The sequence below is a fragment of the Rhizorhabdus histidinilytica genome (assembly GCF_900167915.1).
In the GTDB taxonomy this organism is placed as follows: domain Bacteria; phylum Pseudomonadota; class Alphaproteobacteria; order Sphingomonadales; family Sphingomonadaceae; genus Rhizorhabdus; species Rhizorhabdus histidinilytica.
Genome location: NZ_FUYM01000001.1, coordinates 305,187 through 326,342, shown reverse-complemented (window position 1 = coordinate 326,342; position 21,156 = coordinate 305,187). Strand labels below are relative to the sequence as shown.

General features: G+C 68.9%; 23 protein-coding genes. 11 read left to right on the top strand and 12 right to left on the bottom strand.

The window, feature by feature from the left end; translation table 11 throughout:
* Positions 1-71: 71 nt before the first annotated feature.
* From B5X82_RS01520 to B5X82_RS26630, 4 genes are all read right to left on the bottom strand, one after another.
* The gene (locus tag B5X82_RS01520; RefSeq protein WP_079646274.1) at positions 72-338 is read right to left on the bottom strand and encodes a PepSY domain-containing protein; all 267 of its coding nucleotides are present in this window, start codon (positions 336-338) and stop codon (positions 72-74) included.
* Between the two features lie 22 nt (positions 339-360).
* Positions 361-1,293 (bottom strand): tyrosine-type recombinase/integrase, encoded by a 933-nt coding sequence (locus tag B5X82_RS01515; RefSeq protein WP_079646273.1) that lies wholly within the window; start codon positions 1,291-1,293, stop codon positions 361-363.
* Between the two features lie 154 nt (positions 1,294-1,447).
* Entirely contained in the window at positions 1,448-3,262 is a 1,815-nt protein-coding gene (locus B5X82_RS01510) for a hypothetical protein (RefSeq protein WP_079646272.1), read from the bottom strand.
* Positions 3,243-3,380 (bottom strand): hypothetical protein, encoded by a 138-nt coding sequence (locus B5X82_RS26630; protein WP_176152437.1) that lies wholly within the window; start codon positions 3,378-3,380, stop codon positions 3,243-3,245. Before B5X82_RS26630 ends, B5X82_RS01510 begins: the two co-directional genes overlap by 20 nt.
* Before the next feature lie 116 nt (positions 3,381-3,496).
* Here B5X82_RS26630 and B5X82_RS01505 point away from each other — a divergent pair, with 116 nt between their 5' ends.
* From B5X82_RS01505 to B5X82_RS01490, 4 genes are all read left to right on the top strand, one after another.
* Entirely contained in the window at positions 3,497-4,039 is a 543-nt protein-coding gene (locus B5X82_RS01505; protein WP_079646271.1) for a shikimate kinase, read from the top strand.
* Positions 4,036-5,145, top strand: a complete 1,110-nt coding sequence (gene aroB / locus B5X82_RS01500; RefSeq protein WP_079646270.1) for a 3-dehydroquinate synthase — start codon at positions 4,036-4,038, stop codon at positions 5,143-5,145. The genes B5X82_RS01505 and aroB overlap by 4 nt, the downstream gene beginning before the upstream one ends.
* 72 nt (positions 5,146-5,217) lie before the next feature.
* The gene (locus B5X82_RS01495; protein WP_079646269.1) at positions 5,218-5,835 is read left to right on the top strand and encodes a YqiJ family protein; all 618 of its coding nucleotides are present in this window, start codon (positions 5,218-5,220) and stop codon (positions 5,833-5,835) included.
* Positions 5,832-7,547 carry a flotillin family protein gene (locus B5X82_RS01490; RefSeq protein WP_079646268.1) on the top strand — a complete coding sequence of 572 codons (1,716 nt, stop codon included), beginning with the start codon at positions 5,832-5,834 and terminating at the stop codon, positions 7,545-7,547. Before B5X82_RS01495 ends, B5X82_RS01490 begins: the two co-directional genes overlap by 4 nt.
* 13 nt (positions 7,548-7,560) lie before the next feature.
* Here B5X82_RS01490 and B5X82_RS01485 read toward each other — a convergent pair whose 3' ends face one another.
* From B5X82_RS01485 to mutM, 6 genes are all read right to left on the bottom strand, one after another.
* Positions 7,561-7,914: a DUF423 domain-containing protein gene (locus B5X82_RS01485; protein WP_079646267.1), complete on the bottom strand. Its 354-nt coding sequence runs from the start codon at positions 7,912-7,914 to the stop codon at positions 7,561-7,563.
* Positions 7,901-9,688, bottom strand: coding sequence for a cation:proton antiporter domain-containing protein (locus tag B5X82_RS01480; RefSeq protein WP_079646266.1), 1,788 nt, complete (start codon positions 9,686-9,688; stop codon positions 7,901-7,903). Before B5X82_RS01480 ends, B5X82_RS01485 begins: the two co-directional genes overlap by 14 nt.
* Positions 9,685-10,122: an iron-sulfur cluster assembly scaffold protein gene (locus B5X82_RS01475; protein WP_079646265.1), complete on the bottom strand. Its 438-nt coding sequence runs from the start codon at positions 10,120-10,122 to the stop codon at positions 9,685-9,687. Before B5X82_RS01475 ends, B5X82_RS01480 begins: the two co-directional genes overlap by 4 nt.
* Before the next feature lie 191 nt (positions 10,123-10,313).
* Positions 10,314-11,729 (bottom strand): chromosomal replication initiator protein DnaA, encoded by a 1,416-nt coding sequence (dnaA, locus tag B5X82_RS01470; RefSeq protein WP_236036497.1) that lies wholly within the window; start codon positions 11,727-11,729, stop codon positions 10,314-10,316.
* Positions 11,730-12,160: 431 nt separating this feature from the next.
* Positions 12,161-12,424: a 30S ribosomal protein S20 gene (gene rpsT, locus B5X82_RS01465; RefSeq protein WP_012051059.1), complete on the bottom strand. Its 264-nt coding sequence runs from the start codon at positions 12,422-12,424 to the stop codon at positions 12,161-12,163.
* A 107-nt stretch (positions 12,425-12,531) separates the two neighbouring features.
* A complete protein-coding gene (gene mutM / locus B5X82_RS01460; protein ID WP_079646263.1) occupies positions 12,532-13,344 on the bottom strand; it encodes a bifunctional DNA-formamidopyrimidine glycosylase/DNA-(apurinic or apyrimidinic site) lyase in 813 nt (270 codons plus the stop codon).
* 245 nt (positions 13,345-13,589) lie between these two features.
* Here mutM and B5X82_RS01455 point away from each other — a divergent pair, with 245 nt between their 5' ends.
* From B5X82_RS01455 to B5X82_RS01430, 6 genes are read left to right on the top strand one after another with little or no spacing between them, the layout of a single operon-like run.
* On the top strand, positions 13,590-14,321 hold the full coding sequence (locus tag B5X82_RS01455; RefSeq protein WP_079646262.1) for a class I SAM-dependent methyltransferase: 732 nt from the start codon (positions 13,590-13,592) through the stop codon (positions 14,319-14,321).
* A complete protein-coding gene (ubiB, locus tag B5X82_RS01450) occupies positions 14,318-15,850 on the top strand; it encodes a 2-polyprenylphenol 6-hydroxylase (protein WP_079646261.1) in 1,533 nt (510 codons plus the stop codon). Before B5X82_RS01455 ends, ubiB begins: the two co-directional genes overlap by 4 nt.
* Before the next feature lie 4 nt (positions 15,851-15,854).
* Entirely contained in the window at positions 15,855-17,072 is a 1,218-nt protein-coding gene (gene coaBC / locus B5X82_RS01445; protein ID WP_079646260.1) for a bifunctional phosphopantothenoylcysteine decarboxylase/phosphopantothenate--cysteine ligase CoaBC, read from the top strand.
* Positions 17,059-17,508: a dUTP diphosphatase gene (dut, locus tag B5X82_RS01440; protein WP_079646259.1), complete on the top strand. Its 450-nt coding sequence runs from the start codon at positions 17,059-17,061 to the stop codon at positions 17,506-17,508. The genes coaBC and dut overlap by 14 nt, the downstream gene beginning before the upstream one ends.
* Before the next feature lie 27 nt (positions 17,509-17,535).
* A complete protein-coding gene (locus B5X82_RS01435) occupies positions 17,536-18,285 on the top strand; it encodes a HesA/MoeB/ThiF family protein (RefSeq protein ID WP_079646258.1) in 750 nt (249 codons plus the stop codon).
* Entirely contained in the window at positions 18,273-18,635 is a 363-nt protein-coding gene (locus tag B5X82_RS01430; RefSeq protein WP_235862569.1) for a DsrE family protein, read from the top strand. Before B5X82_RS01435 ends, B5X82_RS01430 begins: the two co-directional genes overlap by 13 nt.
* Before the next feature lie 3 nt (positions 18,636-18,638).
* On the opposite strand, the gene B5X82_RS01425 is transcribed toward B5X82_RS01430, so the two are convergent.
* Complete coding sequence (locus B5X82_RS01425; protein ID WP_079646256.1) at positions 18,639-18,944, bottom strand: type II toxin-antitoxin system HicB family antitoxin; 306 nt, start codon at positions 18,942-18,944, stop codon at positions 18,639-18,641.
* 184 nt (positions 18,945-19,128) lie between these two features.
* Between B5X82_RS01425 and B5X82_RS01420 the strand changes: the two genes are divergently transcribed.
* Positions 19,129-20,022, top strand: coding sequence for a class I SAM-dependent methyltransferase (locus B5X82_RS01420; protein ID WP_176152436.1), 894 nt, complete (start codon positions 19,129-19,131; stop codon positions 20,020-20,022).
* Here B5X82_RS01420 and B5X82_RS01415 read toward each other — a convergent pair.
* On the bottom strand, positions 20,019-21,119 hold the full coding sequence (locus B5X82_RS01415; protein ID WP_079646254.1) for an NAD(P)/FAD-dependent oxidoreductase: 1,101 nt from the start codon (positions 21,117-21,119) through the stop codon (positions 20,019-20,021). The two genes, B5X82_RS01420 and B5X82_RS01415, sit on opposite strands and share 4 nt — an antisense overlap.
* Between the last annotated feature and the right edge of the window lie 37 nt (positions 21,120-21,156).

Below are 21,156 nucleotides of genomic sequence, written 5' to 3'. Positions count from 1 at the left end.
CACCCCATTGTCGTCGTGACAATCGACCTATGGCAGCGAATCGCGACGGACAAGGGGGCGACGGGCCAAGGTCAGTCGCCGTCGACCTTCAATATCTCATAGCTGCCGGCGGCGATCTGGACGTCGTAGGTCTTGCCGTTGAGCTTGCGGGCATCGTCGACCTTCCATTTCGGGCCGTCGGGATCGAACTCCACACGGTTCCAACTCTTGAAGCCCGCGGCGGTCAGGGTCTCGGCGATCCGCGCCGCCTCGGACCGGGTGGGCCCGCGATCGGCCTGTGCCGGAACGCTCAGGGCCAGCGCGGCGAGCATCGCGGCGCCCAGGGACAATCTGTTCATGATCCTCTCCTTCGTGGAGCGATCAACCGTCCGGGCCTGGCCCCGGTTCCGGGCCCGATCCCAGCCGGCGCCGTGCCGCGTCCATCAGCGGGTGGCGCGCATTGACCAGCTCGACCAGATGCGCGCTGTTGACGTGGGTATAGATCTGGGTGGTGGCGATATCGGCATGGCCGAGCATCGTCTGGAGCGCGCGGAGGTCCGCGCCGCCTTCAAGCAGATGGGTGGCGAAGGCGTGGCGCAGCACGTGCGGGCTGATCCGCTGCGGCGGGATACCGGCCTCGGCCGCCAGCTCGCGGACGAGCTGGAACAGGCGGACCCGGCTGAGATGGCCATGGCCCGAGGGGAACAACCAGGGCTGATCGCCGGGGACATGAGCGCCCCAGTCGGCGACCGCCATCCGCGCCCGGTCGGAGATCGGCACCAGCCGCTCGCGCCCGCCCTTGCCGCGCAGGATCAGGAAGGGTCGGTCGCCGCGCAGCGCGTGGCGCGGCAGCGAGACCAGCTCGGTCGCGCGCAGCCCCGATCCGTAGAGCAGCTCGACCAGCGCGATCAGCCGCAGGGTCAGCGGATCGGCATGGCGATCGCGCCGCCGCTCCTCCAGCGTGTCGAACAGCCGCTCGATATCGCCGTGAGACAGGGTGCGCGGCAAGGCGCGCTGCACCGCCGGGCGCGGTAGCGCGTCGGACGGGTCGTCGCGGCGGATGCCCTCCTCCTCCAGAAAGGCGAAGAAGCGACGCAGCACCGACGCCTTGCGCGCGACGCTGGTCCGGCTGAGCGCCATCCACTCGCCGCCGAGCTTCTGGAGCCCCGCCATGTCCGCGCCGACCAGGCCGCCGCCGAGCAGCTCGGACGCGCCGCGCAGGTCCGATCCATAGGCGAGCAGCGTGTTGCGCGCCGCGCCACCTTCGGCCGCGAGCATCTCCAGGAACTGGGCGATCGCCTCGGAATCCTTCACGCACAATCCTCCCTGGCGAAGCCGGGGAGGGGGACCGCTCGCAGAGCGGTGGAGGGGTCGTCCGACGATCGCTCCCGCAAACCCCTCCACCATCCTGCGGATGGTCCCCCTCCCCATCGCTGCGCGACGGGGAGGATCTGGAAGGGCGTCTCCATTACAAGCGGGTCATCGCCTCGGCCGCGATCATCCGGGCCTCGCCGTCGAGGCCGACGTCGTGCAGCGCGCGGATCATCGTCGCGAACATCGCCGAGGACAGGCCGCTCCAGCCGGTCTTCTGCATGCCCACCGCAACCAGCAAGGCCACCGTCGCCGGTTCCTTGCGATCGGCGGCCTGGAGGAGCAGCCGGCCCCAGTTGCTGCGATTGTCGAAGCCGACCTGATATTCCTGCAACAGGCGCATCTGCTCCTCGGTCTGCAACCGGTCGAGCCCGGCGAGCGCGGCGAGCAACAGGCGCAGCTTCTGCGGATTCTCCTCGCTCCAACTGTCGGCGACCGCCGAGAGCCGGTCGGCCGAGAGGTCGACGACGGTGCGCGGCGTGCCGACCGCCAGGATCGCCCAGGCATCGTCGCCCTTGCCCGCCGACATGCCCGCGACGACCGGCGCCCAGGCGGCCGCCTTGCGGTCTAGGCCGGCCGACATCATCGATCCGATCAGGCCGGCCACGTCGGAGACATGATCGCTGTCGGGCGCGATGCGCGCGGCCGCGCGGGCCGTCAGAATCAGTCCGGCATAGCGGTCGACCTGCTTGCCGTCGCCCTGCCCTTCACCGCTCCAGAAGCCGCGCATCGCCGAAAGGCGCGCGCCGACATCATCGCCCGCATAACAGAGGCGCAGCCGTCCGGCCGGGGTATCGCTGCTGAAGTCGCCGCTCTCGTCGGCGGCCTGGGCATAGAGGTCGACCAGCGCCGAGTTGGAGAAGACGCCGAGCCGTGCCGCCGTCATCGCCGCGTCGAGCCGCTCGGCCGGCGGGATCATCGGCGCACGGGCGCTCCAGGCCACCACCTGCGGGCCGACCGTGCGGTAGAGATCGGCGGGGACGGTCAGGCCGAGCGCGCTCGCCATGCCGAAGCGCCAGGCGGTGAGCTGGTTGACCCCGGTCCATTCGACGCTGATGCTGCGCCGGCCGGCACCGTTGACGCCCATCATACGCTCGGCGAGCTGGACGTCGATGCCCTGCGGATCGCGGGTGCGGCGGCGTGCCTGGTCCATCAGCACGTCCGCGATCGCGGTGTCGCCCGACAGCGCCGCGCAGATCGCCCGCGCCATCGGCCACACCGCCTCGCGGCTGCGGATCGCGCCGCCATCGGCCAGCGCGCAGAGCCCCGCCGCGTCGGCGCCGGCCAGCGCGCTCTGCCCGGCGACGGCGTAGAGCTTGGCGTTGAAACGGTCGACGTCGACGCCCTCGATCAGCATCCGTGCACCGTCCGCCTCGCCCATTCGCAGCAGCAGCCAGGCTCGCTCGGCGATCCAGTCGGGTGCCGAGACATGATCGGGCGTGCCCACCCGTGTCAGCAGCGCGCGGCGCAGCGTGATCGAGGCCCAGCGCGAGACGATCGGGGCGTCGAGCCGCCGCATCAGCGTCGAAAGGAAACGCCCGTCGGCCATGCCCCAGGCGTTCGGCCCCAAGCCCGCGAGCGGCCCTACCGCATCGATCGAGCGGCGCGCGGAAGGCGGCAGCTCCTCGACCGGTGCGACCGGCGCGCCGGGCTCGGCGGAAGCGAAGATCGCGGGGTCGAGCGTCAGCGTGGGCGCGGGCGACGCGCCGGGTGCGGCCGGTGTCGCCTGCGTCGGGCCGGCAGCCGGCTGGGCCGGTGCGGGGGCAGCCGGCTGGGGCCGATTGGCCGGCGGCGGCTGGTTGCCGAAGCCGGGGGGCAGCAGCGATTCCTGCGCAAATGCGGCGACCGCGGCCAGCGAGGCCACACCCGCCGTCAGCGCGAAGAAGGCCTTCTTACTTGGCCTGGGCTTCATTCAGCATCGCCTTCTCGACCGTCACGGGCGGCTTTTCGGTGTTCACGAAGCTCAGGGCCACCAGCGCCACGACGATGATGATGACGACACTCAACAGGATGAAGCTGAACCGCGACATGGACTTCCCTTAACTGTGACTCTGGTCTTGATTCCGACGGCCCCGGTGGCGCCGGACAGGTTGCAATCGAGGTGCTTTTGCCCGAGGGGGCGCCCATGTGTATAGCCCTCGACGACATGCCGCAAAGCCTGCCTCCCAATCTTCCCCATTTTGACCGTCCGCTGGTCCTTATCGGGCTGATGGGCGCGGGCAAGTCGACGGTCGGGAAGCGGCTTGCGACGCGCCTTCACCTTCCCTTCGTCGATGCCGACCAGGAAATCGAGCGCGCGGCGGGGCTGACGATCTCCGAGATTTTCGCGCGATTCGGCGAAAAGGAGTTCCGCGACGGTGAGCGCCGGGTGATCGCCCGGCTGATCGACGGTCGGCCGAAGGTGATCGCCACCGGCGGCGGTGCCTTCATGCAGGAGGAGACCCGCGCGCTGATCCTCGACCGCGCCACCGCGGTCTGGCTGGACGCCGACATCGAGGTGCTGGCCGACCGGGTCGGCCGGCGCGAAGGCACCCGCCCGCTGCTCAAGGACCGCGACGCGCGCGAGGTGCTGGCCGAACTGGCGGCGGTCCGCAATCCGGTCTATGCGCTCGCCCCCATCCACATCCGCAGCCAGCCGCTGCCGCACGACGCCACGGTCGATGCGATCCTCAAGGCACTGATGCAATGACCGTACGGGTTTCGCTGGGCGACCGCAGCTACGACATCACCATCGAGAACGGCGCGCTCGACCGGGCGGGCGAGCTGCTCGCCCCCTATGCCGCGCGCGGCCGCTTCATCGTCGTCACCGATCGCAACATCGTCCCCAACCAGCTCTATCGGCTGGAGACGTCGCTGACCGCCGCCGGCATCGCCAGCGCGGTCGAGGTGCTGCCGCCGGGCGAATCAACCAAGAGCTGGGCGATGCTGGAGAAGCTCACCGACGCGCTGCTCAGCTATGGCGTCGAGCGCGGCGACACGATCGTGGCGCTGGGCGGTGGCGTGATCGGCGACCTGGTCGGCTTCGCGGCATCGATCCTCAAGCGCGGCTGCCGCTTCGTGCAGGTGCCGACGACGCTGCTCGCCCAGGTCGATTCCTCGGTCGGCGGCAAGACCGCGATCAACAGCAAGGCCGGCAAGAACCTGATCGGCGCCTTCTACCAGCCCGCCCATGTCCTGATCGACCCGACCACGCTCGACACGCTGCCACCGCGCGAAACCCGCGCCGGCTATGCCGAGGTCGTCAAATACGGCCTGATCGACGACGCCGACTTCTTCGCCTGGTGCGAGGCGAACGGTGCGAAGCTGCTGGCCGGCGATCCCGAGGCGCGCGCCGTCGCGATCGCCAAGAGCGTCGGCGCCAAGGCCCGCATCGTCGGCGAGGACGAGCGCGAGACCAGCGGCCGCCGCGCGCTGCTCAACCTCGGCCACACCTTCGGCCACGCGCTGGAGGCCGAGACCGGCTTCTCCGACCGGCTGCTCCACGGCGAGGCGGTCGCCGCCGGCATGGCGCTCGCCTTCCGATTCTCGGCGGCGCAGGGCCTGTGCCCGGCCGAGAACGCCCGCCGCGTGACCGCGCACATCGCGGCCGCCGGCCTGCCTGCAACGCTCCAGGCTGCCGGCGTCGACGCCGACGGCGCGACGCTGGTCGGCCATATGAAGCACGACAAGAAGATGGAGGGCGGCCGCCTGCCCTTCCTGCTCGCACGCGGCATCGGCCAGACCTTCCTCGACAAGCAGGTCGACCTCACGGCGGTCGAGGCGTTCCTCGATGCCGAGCGCACCGCTACGGCCTGAGCCGTTTCGGACTTTTCCTGCGGTTTGACGCCCGGCCTTCCTTCGCTAGGTTGACGACCGAGGGGAGAATCGGTGCTCGACTTTCTCGCGGCGGGGGAAAATCTCGCGTTCGTCATCGCGCTGGGGACGATGGTCCTGATCGGCTTGGTCGAAGCGGTCGGGCTCGGATCGAGTGCGCTCGGCCATGATCTCGACCTCGACGCGGACGGCGACTGGCTCGGCTGGCTGGGCTTCGGCCGGCTGCCGCTGCTGATGATGCTGGTCGTGTTCCTCGCCTGCTTCTCGGTGATCGGGCTGGTCGGCCAGCAGGTCGCCCTGTCGAGCTTGGGCGCGCTGCTCCCCGGCTGGATCGCAATCCCCGCCGCCGTGGTCGCCGCCCTGCCCGCCACAGGCGGCATGGCGCGGATCGTCAGCGCGATCATGCCGCGCGACGAGACCACGGCGATCGGCATCGACCAGCTCGTCGGCCTCCATGCCCAGATCGTCGTCGGCACCGCGACGCAAGGATCGCCCGCCAAGGCGCGGGTCCGCGACTTCCACGGCCAGGTCCATCATGTGATGGTCGAGCCCGACATCGCCGGCGCGCGCTTCGCGGAAGGGACCGAGATCCTGCTCGTCCGCCGCGAAGACCATGTGTTCCGCGCCATCTCCAGCGACCGCCCACCCTTCTCCGAATGGATCGAACGATGAGCAACCTGCCTGCCACCACCAGCTCCGGCTTCCTCGACAATGCGTCCAGCATCTATGTCGTGGCGCCCGGCATAGCGGTCATCGCCCTGGTCATCCTGGGCCTGATCATCGCCCGCCTCTATCGCCGTGCGTCGAAGGAGATCGCCTTCGTCCGCACCGGCTTCGGTGGCGAGAAGGTGGTGATGAACGGTGGCGCCCTCGTCCTGCCGGTGTTCCACGAAACGATGCCGGTCAACATGAACACGGTGCGGCTGGCGGTCGAGCGCAAGAATGCCGACGCGCTGATCACGCTCGACCGGCTGCGCATCGACGTGAAGGCGGAGTTCTACGTCCGCGTCCGCCCCGATCGGGAGGCGATCGCGATGGCCGCGCAGACACTGGGCATGCGCACCATGCATTCGGAGAATCTGAAGGAACTGGTCGAGGGCAAGTTCGTCGACGCGCTGCGATCGGTCGCGGCTGGGATGACGATGAACCAGTTGCACGAGCAGCGCTCCGACTTCGTCCAGAAGGTGCAGCAGGTGTCGTCGGCCGACTTGGCGATGAACGGACTGGAGCTCGAATCAGTGTCGCTGACCGGGCTCGACCAGACCTCGATCGAGCATTTCAACGCCAACAATGCCTTCGACGCCGAGGGCCTGACCAAGCTGACCGAGCAGATCGAGCTGCGCAAGAAGGCCCGCAACGACATCGAGCAGGACACCCGCGTCCAGATCGAAGCGAAGAATCTGGAGGCGCAGCGTCAGTCCTTCCTGATCTCGCGCGACAGCGAGTTCGCCCGGCTGGAGCAGGAGCGCGAGATCGAGATGCGCCGCGCCGAGCAGTCATCCGAAGTCGCCCGCCAGCAGTCGGAGCGCCAGCGCGAGGCCGAACAGGCGCGAATCGAGGCGAAGCAGCTCACCGACGCCGCCCAGATCGAGGCCGATCGCGCGGTGCAGGAGGCGAAGATCGCCCAGGCCCAGGCGCTGGAGATCGCCCGGCAGGAGCAGCAGATCGCCGTCCAGAACAAGAGCCGCGAGGAAAGCCAGGCGAAGGCCGAAGCCGACAAGGCGCGCGCCGCCGCCGTCGCCGCCGAGGAGCAGGTCGTCACAGCGCGCGAGACCGAGGTGGCCGAGCGCGCCAAGCGGATCGAGCTGATCCAGGCCGCCAAGGAGGCCGAGCGCCAGGCGTTGGGCGTCAAGGTCGAGGCCGAGGCCGAGAAGCAGGCCGCCGCCGACCGCGCCGAGGCGCTGCGCGCCGCCGCCAAGGGCGAGGCGGAGGCCGAGAAGCTGCGCGCCGAAGCCGCGCGCGTCCGCTTCGAGGTGGAGGCCGCCGGCAAGCGCGCCGTCAACGAGGCGGCGAACCTGCTGTCGTCCGAGAATATCTCGCTGCAGGCCAAGCTCGAACTGCTCCGCGTCCTGCCCGATATCATCCGCGAGGCGGCGAAACCGATGGAGGCGATCGATTCGATCAAGATCGTCCAGGTCGACGGCCTGACCGGCACGGGCGGAGGCGGAGGCAGCGCGGAGACCGTCTCGGCCGCCGGCGAGCAGAACCTCGCCCAGTCGGCGGTCGCGGCGGCGCTGCGCTACCGAGCGCAGGCGCCGGTGGTCGACGGGCTGATGAAGGAACTGGGCCTCGACGGATCGACGCTCGATTTGCTCGTCAAGGGCGCCGCCGCTGAGACGCCGGTCGCCGCACCGAAGGCGAAGGCGGCCGAACTTCCCGAATAGGGCGTGAGCGCCTCTACCGCCCCCGCAGATAGAGGATCGCGATCCAGATCCAGCCGAGGATCATCGCAAGCCCGCCGAGCGGGGTGACCGCGCCGAGCCAGCGCGGGCCGCCCAGCGCCATCGCGTAGAGCGTGCCCGAGAAGAGTAGCGCTCCGAGAAGCAGAAGCCCGGCCGCGCCGCGCGCCCTGGCCAGGACGACCAGTCCCGCGACGGCGTGGATCATCTGATATTCCGCGCCGGTCGCCAGCCATTCGGCGGCCTTGCCGCTGGCTCCATGCGCGCCATAGGCGCCCGCGACCACCGCCACCGCACCGGACAGCGCGAACAGCGCCGCCAGCGGATCGCCCGACATCCTAGCCCGCGCCATCCTCATCCTCTTCCGGTTCGAGATCGAGCTTGCGATCCGGGTTGAACATCATATCGCGGCGCACGGTCAGGTCGTCCGCCGCAATCTGCGCCTCGAGCCGCAAGCCGTCGCGGCGGCGATATTCGGCTTCGATCTTGTCGATATTGGCCTCGCTGACCCCGACCGCCTCCAGCGCCTCGCGGCCCAGCACCACCGCCGATTCGAACAGCTCGCGCACCGCGCCCGCTATGTCGAGCCGCCCCAGCACCATCATGTGGCGGCGATCGAAGGCGCGGACCAGCACCGCCGCATTGGGAAAGGCGTTGAGCACAGGCTGCAACTGGGCCTTGCCCAACCCGTCGCCGTCGACGCAGAAGATGATCGCGCAGGCCTGATCGGCGCCGGCATGGCGGAGCAGCTCGACGCGGGTGCCGTCGCCATAGAAGACCTTCGACCCGAATTTTTCGGCAACGTCGATCTGCTCGATCGCATTGTCGATCAGGCTGACCCGCTTACCTGCCGCCATCAGCATCTGCGCGACGGTCTGCCCGAAGCGGCCATAGCCGACGACGATCGCCGCCGGGCTCATGCCACCATCGGGGCTGGGGCGTTCCTCCTGGCTCGGCGGCGGGGTGAGGAAGCGGCTGGAGAACATCATCAGGAAGGGTGTGGTCGCCATCGACAGGGTGACGATCGCCCCGAACAGGCTGGCCGCCTCGGGCAGGATCAGCTGCGCCTGGCTCGCTTGCGCGAACAGCACGAAGGCGAACTCGCCGCCCTGGCTGAGCAGCAGGCCGAAGCCGAGCGCTCCACGGTTCGAAACCCCGAACAGCTTGGCGACGCCGAACATCACGATCGTCTTGGTCGTGACCACGGCGAGCGCCATGGCGATCACGAACAGCGGCCGCTCCGCAATGACGTGCAGGTCGAGCAACATGCCGACTGCGATGAAGAACAGGCCGAGGAGGATGGTGCGGAACGGTTCGACATCGGCCTCCAGCTCGTGCCGGTAGGGCGAGTCGGCGAGCATCACGCCCGCAATGAAGGCGCCGAGCGCGGTCGACAGGTGGAGCGCCTCCATCACGGCGGCGCTGGCAAGCACCGTGAACAACCCCGCCGCGACGAAAAGCTCGCGCTCGCCCAGCCGCCCGACCAGGCGGAACAGCGGGTTGATGACGAAGCGTCCGGCCAGCACCAGCCCGACCACCGCGCCTACCGTATAGATGCCGAGCAGCCAGCCGGGCGGCGCATCGGCGGCCGGCGGCGTGCGCGAGAGCGTGGCGATGATCGTGATCAGCGGGATCAGCGACAGATCCTGGAACAGCAGCACCGAGAAGGCGCGCTCGCCGGCAGGCGTGTTGAGGCGCCCGGCTGAGCGCAGCATCGGCAGTACCTGCGCGGTCGAGGACAGCGCCAGTGGCAGGCCGAGCGCGATCGCCGCCGCCGCGGTGAAGGCGGTGCCGAAATAGATCACCGCGCTGAGCGCGATGCCGCAGGCCACCACCTGCACGAAGCCCAGCCCGAAGATGTCACGGCGCAATCGCCACAGCCGGTTGGGATGGAGTTCGAGGCCGACGAGGAACAGGAGGAGGACGATGCCGAGCTCGGCGATACCGAGCTTCGATTCGGCGTCGCCGATCAGGCCGAGCCCCTGCGGCCCGATCAGCGCCCCCGCGACGAGATAGCCGAGCGTGGCGCCCAGCCCGAGCCGGCGGAAGATCAGGACGCAGACGATCGCCGCGCCGAGCAGCAGCACCCCATCGCGCAGCAATAAGGCGTCCGCCGCCTCGCTCAACGCACCGGCTCCGCCAGCGCCTGCGCCGCCGCCTCGGCGACCGCTTCGAAGGCGAGCCGGATCGAGGGATGGCGCGCGGCATGCGGCCGCGCGGGCAGGAAGATGTCGAGGTCGGGCCAATCACCCGGATCGTCGCGCTCGCCGGCGAGAAAGGCGGTCAACGCATCGCGTGCGGCCGCCAGCTCGGCCGGGGTCCGCCCGATCGCATGCGCCCCCATCAGCGCCGCCGAGGCCTGCCCAAGTGCGCAGGCGCGCACCTCCTGCCCCAGCGCCGCGACCCGCCCCTCGCCGTCCAGCACCACGTCCACCGTCACCCGGCTGCCGCAGATCGGCGAACGCTTGGAGACGCTCGCCTGCGCATCGGCGAGGCGGGCCTGGTGAGGAATGCTGGTCGCGAGACGGAGAATCCGGGCGTTGTAGAGCGAGGCCGACATGTGCCCCATGTAGGGCGGATCGTTGCGGGGGGTAAGCCCCCTATGGGGCACCGCGGCGCCCCTGCGACACGCCAGCCCCACACCGTCATGCCGGCGGAGGCCGGCATCTCCGGAGAGGGGAGAAGAGGCTGGGGCAGGAACCGCCCGAGATGCCGGCCTCCGCCGGCATGACGTTATCGAAGGGGTGTGAATCAGCCCTCGAGCTGGCGGATCAGCAGGCGGACGTCGGCGTCGAGCTCGGCATCGGTCTGGCGCAGCTTCTCGATCTGCTTGACCGCGTGGATCACGGTCGTGTGGTCGCGTCCACCGAAGCGGCGGCCGATCTCGGGCAGCGAGCGCGGGGTGAGCTGCTTGGCGAGGTACATCGCCACCTGGCGCGGGCGGGCGACCTCGCGGGCGCGGCGGGCGCTCGACATCTCGGCCTGGCGGATGCGGTAATGGTCGGAGACCTTGCGCTGGATCTCGTCGATCGTCACCCGGCGCTGGTTGGCGCGGAGGATGTCGGCGAGGGTCGCCTGGGTGAAGTCGATGTCGACCGGCTTGCCCGACAGCGCCGCATAGGCGACGACGCGGTTCAGCGCGCCTTCCAGCTCGCGGACATTGGCGCTGATCCGGCGGGCGAGGAACATCACCACGTCCTGGGGCACCTGCGCCTGCGGCATGCCCTGCAGCTTGCGCATCAGGATGTTGAGGCGCAGTTCGAAATCGGCCGGGTTTACGTCGGCGACAAGGCCCCAGGACAGGCGCGACAGGATGCGGCTCTCGATCCCGTCGAGGTCCTGCGGCGAACGGTCGGCGCTGATCACCAGGCGGCGGCCCGCCGAGATCAGCTCGTTCATCGTGTGGAAGAATTCCTCCTGGGTCGATTCCTTGCCCGCGATGAACTGGACGTCGTCGATCATCAGCACGTCGGCCGCGCGCAGCCGCTGCTTGAAGCTGAACGTGTCCTTGGCACGCATCGCCGAGACGAATTCGAACATGAACTTCTCGGCCGACATGTAGACGACCTTCGCGCCCGGATGGCGCGCCAGATATTCATGGCCGATCGCATGCATCAGATGCGTCTTGCCGAGGCCGGTGCCACCGTGGAGGAACAGCGGGTTGAAGACGAGCTTGCCGCCCTCCGCCAGCGTGCGCGCGGCGTTGTAGGCTACCTCGTTCGCCTTGCCGACGACGAAGCTGTCGAAGGTGTAGCGCGCTTCGAGCGGAGTGCCGCAGCGAACGTCGTCGCCAGGCGCCGCGACCGTTTCCTCCGCCGCCGGGACTTCGGCCGCCGGCGCCACGACCGGAACGGCCGAGAACAGAGCGGGACGTTCGCCGGCCGACGCCGGCACGATCGACACGTGACGGACCTGCGGCAGCAACGCGCGCCAGCCCTGGAGCAGATGGTCGACGAAATGGGTGGTGGCCCAGTTGGCCATGAATTCGCTGGGGGCGACGAGCTTGAGCGTGCCGGAGGCGAGATCGCAGTCGCCGAGCGTCAGCGGCTTCAGCCAGCCGTCGAAGGTCCGCACGCCGATACTGCGGCGCAGGCTCGCGCGGATGGTCTCCCACGCCTGCGCAAGCGCCGCATCGATACCGGCATTCGCGGCTGGACCTTCATCCATGCCCACGCCGCCAATCTTGTCAGACACCCCGCATCCTTCCCGGACAGACCCCTTCTGCCCTTCCAAATCAAACTCGTTTAAAGGGCAAAGCCCTCCCCTGTCCGGAAGCAGCGTTCCGGCATGCCCATTGCTAAATCGTCATGATGCCGTTGCGACAGAATCGCGCTCGGCTATGAAAGGCACTCTAGGGAGAAGCCGTGACAGGGATCAAGAGCATCTATTTCGTCATCGGACCGCAATATGGGCTTGACACTAGATAAGCCGGGCCTCTCTCTTCGAAAAAAATTTTATCGCTGATTTTCAAATATTTAGAAGAGGTTTCGATAACGAATCAAGTTAAATCCGAGAGTTACGGTTCCGTGACGCAGACATGACAAAAGGCCCGCCGGCATCTTCTGCCGGCGGGCCTTTTGTCATACGGGCCTCAGCGATCAGCCGAGAGCGGCGATGCGCTTCGTCAGGCGGGAGAACTTGCGCGAGGCGGTGTTCTTGTGAACCACGCCCTTCGAGACGCCACGGAACAGCTCGGGCTGGGCAGCGGCCAGCGCGGCGGTGGCGGCGGTCTTGTCGCCGGCGGCGAGCGCAGCCTCGACCTTCTTCACGAAGGTGCGGATCCGGCTGACCCGGGCACCGTTGATCTCGGCGCGACGATCGTTGCGACGGATGCGCTTCTTTGCCTGCGGCGTATTCGCCATGCTCGTTCAAACCCTAGCTATAATGACTGGAACGGCAAGGAACGGGTCCCCGCCGGAAGGCCGCGCCAATACACAGGCCGGCCCTGATGGTCAACCTCCAACTCGCCCTATTTCTGGCATTTGGGGCAGTAGAAGGTCGATCGGCCGCCATCGACGCGGCGGCGGATCATGGTGCCGCAATGGCATGCCTCGTCTTCGCGACCATAGACGCGCCACTGCTTGGCGAAATAGCCGAGTTCGCCGTCGGGCCGGGCATAGTCGCGCAGCGTGGAGCCGCCCGCCTCGATCGCCGCCGCCAGCACCTCGCGAATCGAATCGACCAGCCGGTCGAGCCTGCCCCTGGCGATCCGGCCCGCCATCGTCGTCGGCGCGATGCCGGTCATGTGCAGCGCCTCGCACACATAGATGTTGCCGAGCCCGGCGACGATGCGCTGGTCGAGCAGCATCGCCTTGATCGGCGCGACCCGCCCTTCGAGCGCCTTCGCGAGATAGGCGCCGGTGAGATCGGGGCCGAGCGGCTCGGGCCCCAGCGCCTTGAACGGACCGAACCCGGCGAGATCCTCGCCCCGGACGAGGTCGACCGATCCGAAGCGGCGCGGGTCGCACAGCGACAGCGTCCGCCCCTCGTCGGTCTCCAGCACCAGATGATCATGGGCGCCGATCTCGCTGGGATCGATCCGCCAGCGCCCCGACATGCCGAGGTGAAAGATCATCACGTCGCCGCGATCGGTCTCGATCAGGCCGTATTTGGCGCGGCGGCCGAGCCCGGTGATCCTCGCCCCGGTCATCCGCTGGCGCAGATCGGCCGGAAAGGGGCGGCGCAGGTCGGCGCGGCGGGTCTCGACCCGGGTCAGCCGCCGACCCTCGAGCGGAGGACGCAGGCCGCGGACGGTGGTTTCTACTTCGGGAAGCTCGGGCATGAACGCCCTATAGCCATCCGTTCATGCGCCAACCATCCCCCAGCGTCACCCCAGCGCAGGCTGGGGTCCATGTCTCTCATCAGCCAGATGGCATCTGAGAAGACGACAGACATGGATGCCAGCCTTCAGCCTTTGGCTGAAGTTTATCCCGAGCGCCTGTCTTGCAGGCAGTCGAGGGGCTGGCATGACGAAAGGGAGAGAGCGGGGGGTTACGCTGACGTCCGGTCTTGGCTAGAGCGTCGCGCATGAGCGACACCGTTTCCTTCGGCTATGCCGACGTCTCCCCCGAGGAGAAGACCGCCAAGGTCGGCGAGGTCTTCCGCAGCGTCGCGAGCCGCTACGACCTTATGAACGACGCCATGTCGGGCGGGATGCACCGGCTGTGGAAGGACCGTTTCGTCCGCCGGGTGAAGCCACGTGCCGGCGAGGACATCCTCGACATGGCCGGCGGCACCGGTGACATCGCTTTCCGCCTCGCCCGGTCGGGCGCCGCCGTCACCGTGTCCGACATCAATGCCGCGATGCTCGAAGTCGGCAAGGAGCGCGCTGCGAAGAAGCGGATCGAGGGACTGTCCTGGTCCGAACAGAACGCCGAGACGCTGAGCTTCGAAGCGAACCGGTTCGACGCCTATACGATCGCCTTCGGCATCAGGAACGTCACCCATCGGATGCAGGCGCTGAAGGAGGCGCATCGCGTGCTGAAGCGCGGCGGCCGCTTCTATTGTCTCGAATTCTCGACGACGCTGTGGCCGGGTTTCAAGGAAGTCTACGACGCCTATTCGCACCGCCTGGTCCCCAAGCTCGGCAAGATGCTGGCGGGCGACGAGGAGAGCTACCGCTACCTGATCGAGTCGATCCGCCGCTTCCCGACGATGGACGCCTTCAAGGCCGAGATCGCCGAGGCCGGCTTCGTCCAGGCGAAGGTCGAGCCGCTGCTTGGCGGTCTCGTCGCCATTCATAGCGGCTGGAAGATTTGACCCCCAGCTTCGTCCATATCTGGCGGCTGCTCCGCTGGGGCCGCACGCTCGCGCGCTACGGTGCGCTGCGCGGGATCGAACGCGATCCGCTGACGCCGCCGCAGGTCCGCCGGCTGGTCCGGCTTGCCCGGTTCGGCGCGCGGATACCGAAGCAGCCGGCCTATGCCGACGCCTTCGAGGCGCTCGGCCCGGCGGCGATCAAGCTCGGCCAGGCGCTCGCCACCCGTCCCGACCTTGTCGGCGAGCAGGCGGCGGTCGAGCTGTCGCGACTCCAGGACGCGCTGCCTCCCGCCCCCTTCCCGCTGATCCGCGCGGCGATCGAGCAGGGCCTCGGCAAACCGATCGAGCAACTGTTCGCCACAATCGAGGAGACGCCGGTCGGCGCCGCCTCGATCGCGCAGGTCCACCGGGCGGTGACGACCGACGGCCGCACCGTCGCGGTCAAGGTGCTGCGGCCGGGAATCGAGGAGGAGATGGACCGCGCGATCGAGACCTATGAATGGGCCGCCGCGCATGCCGAGCTGATCGGCGGCGAATTCACGCGGCTGCGCCCGCGCCTCGTCATCGCCACCTTCCGCCAGTGGACCGCGCGCGAGCTGGACCTGCGGCGCGAAGCCGCCTCGGCGTCCGAGCTGGCCGAGAACATGGCGGCGGTGCCGGGCTTCGTCGTTCCCGCGATCGACTGGACCCGCACCGCGCGCCGCGTCCTCACCATGGAATGGATCGACGGCATCAAGATGGCCGACCGGACGGCGATCGCCGCCGCCGGCCATGACGGCAAGGCGCTCGCCGCGCTGCTCGTCCAGGCCTTCCTGCGCCAGGCGATCGCCGACGGCTTCTTCCACGCCGACCTCCACCACGGCAATCTCTTCGCGCTGCCCGACGGGCGGATCGCGGCGATCGACTTCGGCATCATGGGCCGGATCGACCGGCGCGCGCGGGTGTGGCTGGCGGAGATCCTGCACGGGCTGATCACCGGCAACTACAAGCGCGTCGCCGAAATCCATTTCGAGGCGGGCTATGTGCCGCCGCACCACAATATCGGCGAGTTCACCACCGCGTTGCGCGCCGTCGGCGAGCCGATCCGCGGGCTGCCCGCCAAGGACATCTCGATCGGCCAGATGCTCGATGGCCTGTTCGCGATCACCCGCGACTTCGACATGCAAACCCAGCCGCACCTGCTGCTGCTGCAGAAAACGATGGTGATGGTCGAGGGCGTGGCGACCGGCCTCGATCCCGATCTGAACATGTGGGAGACGTCGGGCCCGTTCGTGAAGGAATGGATCCGCTCCGAGCTGGGCCCCGAGGCGTGGCTGGCCGACCGCATCGTCGGCGACCTGCGCACCCTGGCCGGCCTGCCCGATCTCGTCCGGCGGATCGAGGCGCAGTTCCCCGCCCCCGGCGGCGCCCCCCCGCCCCCGCCGCTGCCCGAGGTGCAGGTGATCCGCATCGGATCGGGCTGGCGCTACGCGGCGGTCGCGGCGCTAGCCGCCGTGGCTGGCGCGGCGGCGATGCTGCTCCTAAACTAGCGTCATGATCGCCCCCCGCATCCTCCTCATCATCGGCGGCGGCATCGCGGCGTACAAGGCGTGCGAGCTGGTGCGGCTGATCCGCAAGGGCGGGGGCAGCGTGCGCTGCGTGCTGACCGAGGCGGCGCATCATTTCGTCACGCCGATGAGCCTCGCCGCGCTCAGCGAGCAGGAGGTCCACACCAGCCTGTGGGACCTCAAGAACGAGACCGAGATGGGCCATATCCAGCTCAGCCGCGAGGCCGACCTGGTGGTGGTCTGCCCCGCCACCGCGGACCTGATGGCGAAGATGGCGGCCGGGATCGCCGACGACCTGGCCACCACGCTGCTGCTGGCGACCGACAAGCCGGTGCTCGTCGCTCCGGCGATGAACGTGCGGATGTGGCTCCATCCGGCGACCCAGCGCAACGTCGCGCGGCTGCGCGCGGACGGGGTGACGGTGCTCGACCCCGACGAGGGCGCGATGGCCTGCGGCGAGTTCGGGCCCGGACGTCTGCCCGAGCCGCCCTTCATCTGGGGCGAGATCGAGAAGGCGCTCGACCGGCCGCGCGCGGCGCTCGCGCCGGGGATCAAGGGCGGCGCGCTCGCCGGGCGCCATGTGCTGGTGACGGCGGGGCCGACCCATGAGCCGATCGACCCAGTCCGCTACATCGCCAACCGTTCCTCGGGCAAGCAGGGCTATGCGATCGCCGAGGCGCTGGCGGCGCTCGGCGCGCGGGTGACTTTGGTGTCGGGCCCGGTCAGCCTGCCGACCCCGGCCGGTGTCCACCGGATCGATGTCGAGAGCGCGCGCGAGATGGCGGCGGCGGTCGAGGCCGCGCTGCCCGCCGATGTCGCGGTAATGGTCGCCGCGGTTGCCGACTGGCGCGCCGAGGTCGCCGCCGGGCAGAAGATCAAGAAGGACGGATCGGGCGCGCCGCCGGTGCTGCCGCTCGCCGAGAACCCCGACATATTGGCGGGCCTCGCGCGCAATCCGCGCCGGCCCCGCCTGCTGATCGGCTTCGCTGCCGAGACCGAGAAGGTCGTCGACCATGCGATCGCCAAGCGCGCGCGCAAGGACGCCGACTGGATCGTCGCCAACGACGTCTCGGGAGACGTCATGGGCGGCGACAGCAACAGCATCCACATCGTCACGCGCACCGGGGTCGAAAGCTGGGAGACCATGCCCAAGGCCGAGGTCGCCCAACGCCTTGCCACAAGGATCGCCGATGAGTTCGCCTGAGATTTCGATCAGCCTGAAGCGCCTCGACCATGGCGCGGGCCTCCCCCTGCCCGCTTATGCCACCGCCCATGCCGCCGGGCTCGACGTGGTGTCGGCCGAGGACGTGACGCTGGCGCCCGGCGCGCGCCATGCCGTCGCCACCGGCTTCGCGATCGCGATCCCCGAGGGCTATGAGGTGCAGGTGCGCCCGCGCTCGGGCCTCGCGCTGAAGCATGGCGTCACCTGCCTCAACACGCCCGGCACGATCGACGCCGACTATCGCGGCGAGGTGAAGGTGATCCTCGCCAACCTCGGAGCCGAGCCGTTCGAGGTGAAGCGCGGCGAGCGCATCGCCCAGCTCGTGCCGGCCGCCGTGCAGCGGGCAGCCTTCGCGGAGGTCAAGGAACTGGACGAGACGGCGCGCGGCGCCGGCGGTTTCGGATCGACGGGGCGATAAAGACCCATCCCCTGGGATAGACACATCATGTCCCTGACCGACGAGCAGCTCGATCGCTACGCGCGCCACATCATCCTCAAGGAGATCGGCGGCGCCGGGCAGCAGGCGCTGCTGAAGGCGACGGTGGCGGTGATCGGCGCGGGCGGGATCGGGTCGCCCGCGATCCAGTATCTTGCGGCGGCCGGGGTCGGCCGGCTGCGCGTCATCGATGACGACGTCGTCGACCTGTCCAATCTCCAGCGGCAGACCTTGTTCGGCACCGCCGACATCGGCTGCCCCAAGGCCGAGGTCGCCGCCGCACGGGTCGCCGCGATGAATCCCGACGTGACCGTCGAGCCGGTGACGGTGCGCATCGACGCAGACACCGCCGGAGAGCTGCTGGACGGCGCCGACCTGGTCCTCGACGGCTGCGACAATTTCGCGACCCGCCTCGCCGTCTCCGACGCCGCGACCCGGCTTCGCATCCCGCTTGTCTCGGCGGCGGTCGGCCAATTCGACGGGCAACTCGGCGTCTGGCGCGGGTGGGAGGCGGACAAGCCCTGCTATCGCTGCCTGGTCGGCGACGATCCAGACCGGCCCGACATCAGCTGCGCCGACCAGGGCGTGCTCGGCGCGTTGACGGGGGTGATGGGCAGCCTCGGCGCGATGGAGGCGGTCCGCGCGATCACGGGCTTCGGCGACGATCCTGCGGGCCGGCTGCTGCTGGTCGACGCGCTCGCCTTCCGCTTCCGCACGATTGCGGTGCCCAAGGACCCGGGATGCCGATGTGCGGGCTGACGATCCTCGTCGCTGCCGACGATGGCGACCGCTTCCACGCCGCGCTGAGTTTCGCGGCGGCCGGTGCGGCGCGGGGCGACGGGGTCCGCCTGCACCTGCACGAACGGGCCGTCGGCCTGCTGCGCGCGCCAATCCGGGCGCCCGCCGATGCCGATCGGGCACGGGCCGGGATTCCGATGCTGGCTGAATTGCTGGAGGAGGTGCTGGCGCTGGGCGTTGCGATCAGCGTCTGCCAGAGCGGGCTCGCGCTCTACGGGATCGACCTGGCGACATTGGATCCCCGCATCGAGGCGCAGGGGCCGGTCGGCCTGCTCGCCGCTGCCGGGAACGACCGGCTGATGGTGTTCTGAGGGTCAGGCGGCCTTGCGCTCTGGCAGGCGCGCGGCGTCGATCCGCTCAGGTCCCTCGATATAGACGAGATAGCGGTCCGCAGCCCGGCCCCGATCGCCGACCACCGAAGGCGCCGGCAGGGTGCGGCCGAAGCGGGCCAAGGTCGACATATGGACGCCGAGCGCCTGGCGGGCGTTCCTCTCCACCTCGATCGTGGTGGCGCCATAGGCGCGGCAGCCGGGGATATCGACGAAATCGGCCCGGAACACGCCATCCTCGCGGCTCACCACCGCCGGATAGAAATCGAGGCCCCTGATATAGATCCCCATGACGCGACCCTTTACCGACCCGACCGAACGCCAGGCCTTCTTAGGCCGTGGCTAGGGCGAATCCATGACGGGAATATTGCGTAGTCCGATAGTCTAATCAAAAATCTGTTTTCTTTTCAGTTTCTTGCAGAATTGTTGCGCCCCCTTCAGTCCCATCTAAAAGACGATCGGGAAAGGAATGCCGATGGATGAGAGACTCGAAACCGCGGCAAGGCATTGGTCGATCGAGAGACGCCCCGATCGATCGCGCTGGTGGATGCACGAGACGATCATCCGGCATATCAACCGCCTCGTATGCGGCGAAGCGATCGATGGAATCCATCAAGGCTTCCATCGCCTTATCCGCGATCGGATACCCGAAGGAGGTTTCCGGCGCGCCCTGTCGGTAGGATGCGGCTCGGGCGGGAAGGAGATGCGCCTGCTGAAGCAAGGCATCGTCCAGAGCTTCGACCTTTTCGAGATCGGCGAGCACCGGCGCGAGCAGATCAGGTCCAAGGCAGCGGAGCACGGACTGGAGGACCGCATCACCATCCATATCGGCGACGCATTCCAGGAGGACATCGTCGCCGGGTTCGATCTGGTCTATTGGAATAATGCGCTGCATCACATGTTCGATGCGAAGGCGGCGGTGTCCTGGAGCCGTCGCGCGCTCCAGCCGGGCGGCTGGTTCGCCATGGACGATTTCGTAGGCGCCACGCGCTTCCAATGGTCCGACGAGGATCTGGAGATTGCGAGCAGAGTGAGAAGCCTCCTGCCCGAGCGTTTCCTCGCACATCCCAGGAACCCGGAAAAACTTCTGCCTCGCAGATTGGAGCGGCCTTCGATCGCCACCATGCTTGAGGTCGATCCTACCGAGGCCGCGGACAGCGGCAATATCGTGAACGCCATCAGGGACGCATTCCCGGATACCACCATCACACCGACGGGCGGCGTCGTGTATCACCTCGCCCTCAACGACGTTCTCAATAATTTCGATCCCGAGGACGATGCGCTTCTGAACGCCCTCCTCCTGCTGGACGAAGTTCTCGCCTCCGGTGACCATAACCAATATGCGGTGGCCTTGGCCGAGAAGAATTAGCCGAAGCGACCCGGCCGATAAGCCGCCGGCTCGATCATCCGGACGGGATCGGGAAGCGCCCTTCCCAGCAGCAGCGCGGCGCCGATCATCGCGGCGGCGGGAGCGGTCTGGATACCGAAGCCCCCCTGTCCCGCGAACCAGAAGAAGCCCTCCGCGCGGTCGTCGAAGCCGTAGACCGGGGCGCGGTCGGGCGCGAAGCTGCGCAGGCCCGCCCAGGCGCGCTCGACCCGCACGATCCGCCAGTCGACGGTGCGTTCGAGCCGGTCGATCGCGATCGCGATGTCGAGCTCGTCGGGCGCCGCGTCGCAGGGCGGCATCGGCGTCTCGTCATGTGGCGACAGCCAAAGACGTCCCGCCTCCGGCTTGAAGTAGAAGCTGCCGGCGATATCGAGCACCAGCGGCAGCGACGCGGGGACCGGCGGGTCGACCTCCAGCTGGACGACGGTGCGCCGATAGGGCTGGATGCCGATCGGCGCGACGCCCGCGAGCGCCGCCAGTTCGTCCGCCCAGGCGCCGGCCGCGTCGACCAGCAGCGCCGCCTCGACCGTGCCCGCATCGGTCGCGATCCGCCAGCCGCCCGCGACGCGCGCGATCGACCGTACCCGCGCGTCGCCGATCAGCTGCGTCCCCGCGCGGCGCGCGCGGCCGAGATAATGGGCGTGGAGCCCGGCGACGTCGATGTCGCGGCAGCTCGGCTCGGCGACCCCACCCGCGAAACCCTGGCGGAGGCCCGGAATGCTGGCCGGAAGGGCCTCCGCCGCCACCCGCTCCAGCGCGACATTGCCGGCGAAGGTGGCGAGCATGGCGTCGACCGCGCCGATGTATTCGGGCCGGGCGATGTGGATCGCGGTGCGATCGCCCAGGAAGCCATGGCCATCGAGATAGGCGAAGGAGGCGCTGGTCAGCGGCTGCACCGCCGGCCCGCCATAGGTTTCGGACCAAAAGGCCGCCGACCGGCCGGTGCTGTGATAGCCGGGCTGCGCCTCGCCCTCGATCAGCACGACCCGCGCCGCATCGCCGATCTCGGCGGCCAGGCTGGCGCCCGCCATGCCGGCGCCGACGATGGCGATGTCGGCAGTGATGTGGGTTGCTGTCATCAGGGGCGTTTAGGTTTTGGTAAGAGCCGCCGTCTAG

Bases quoted from the DNA above. Each gene is read 5' to 3' on its own strand.
- B5X82_RS01520 (WP_079646274.1), bottom strand. From the start codon at position 338: ATGAACAGATTGTCCCTGGGCGCCGCGATGCTCGCCGCGCTGGCCCTG.
- B5X82_RS01510 (WP_079646272.1), bottom strand. From the start codon at position 3,262: ATGAAGCCCAGGCCAAGTAAGAAGGCCTTCTTCGCGCTGACGGCGGGT.
- B5X82_RS26630 (WP_176152437.1), bottom strand. From the start codon at position 3,380: ATGTCGCGGTTCAGCTTCATCCTGTTGAGTGTCGTCATCATCATCGTC.
- B5X82_RS01505 (WP_079646271.1), top strand. From the start codon at position 3,497: ATGCCGCAAAGCCTGCCTCCCAATCTTCCCCATTTTGACCGTCCGCTG.
- aroB (WP_079646270.1), top strand. From the start codon at position 4,036: ATGACCGTACGGGTTTCGCTGGGCGACCGCAGCTACGACATCACCATC.
- B5X82_RS01490 (WP_079646268.1), top strand. From the start codon at position 5,832: ATGAGCAACCTGCCTGCCACCACCAGCTCCGGCTTCCTCGACAATGCG.
- B5X82_RS01485 (WP_079646267.1), bottom strand. From the start codon at position 7,914: ATGGCGCGGGCTAGGATGTCGGGCGATCCGCTGGCGGCGCTGTTCGCG.
- B5X82_RS01475 (WP_079646265.1), bottom strand. From the start codon at position 10,122: ATGTCGGCCTCGCTCTACAACGCCCGGATTCTCCGTCTCGCGACCAGC.
- dnaA (WP_236036497.1), bottom strand. From the start codon at position 11,729: ATGGATGAAGGTCCAGCCGCGAATGCCGGTATCGATGCGGCGCTTGCG.
- rpsT (WP_012051059.1), bottom strand. From the start codon at position 12,424: ATGGCGAATACGCCGCAGGCAAAGAAGCGCATCCGTCGCAACGATCGT.
- mutM (WP_079646263.1), bottom strand. From the start codon at position 13,344: ATGCCCGAGCTTCCCGAAGTAGAAACCACCGTCCGCGGCCTGCGTCCT.
- B5X82_RS01455 (WP_079646262.1), top strand. From the start codon at position 13,590: ATGAGCGACACCGTTTCCTTCGGCTATGCCGACGTCTCCCCCGAGGAG.
- coaBC (WP_079646260.1), top strand. From the start codon at position 15,855: ATGATCGCCCCCCGCATCCTCCTCATCATCGGCGGCGGCATCGCGGCG.
- dut (WP_079646259.1), top strand. From the start codon at position 17,059: ATGAGTTCGCCTGAGATTTCGATCAGCCTGAAGCGCCTCGACCATGGC.
- B5X82_RS01435 (WP_079646258.1), top strand. From the start codon at position 17,536: ATGTCCCTGACCGACGAGCAGCTCGATCGCTACGCGCGCCACATCATC.
- B5X82_RS01430 (WP_235862569.1), top strand. From the start codon at position 18,273: ATGTGCGGGCTGACGATCCTCGTCGCTGCCGACGATGGCGACCGCTTC.
- B5X82_RS01425 (WP_079646256.1), bottom strand. From the start codon at position 18,944: ATGGGGATCTATATCAGGGGCCTCGATTTCTATCCGGCGGTGGTGAGC.
- B5X82_RS01420 (WP_176152436.1), top strand. From the start codon at position 19,129: ATGGATGAGAGACTCGAAACCGCGGCAAGGCATTGGTCGATCGAGAGA.
- B5X82_RS01415 (WP_079646254.1), bottom strand. From the start codon at position 21,119: ATGACAGCAACCCACATCACTGCCGACATCGCCATCGTCGGCGCCGGC.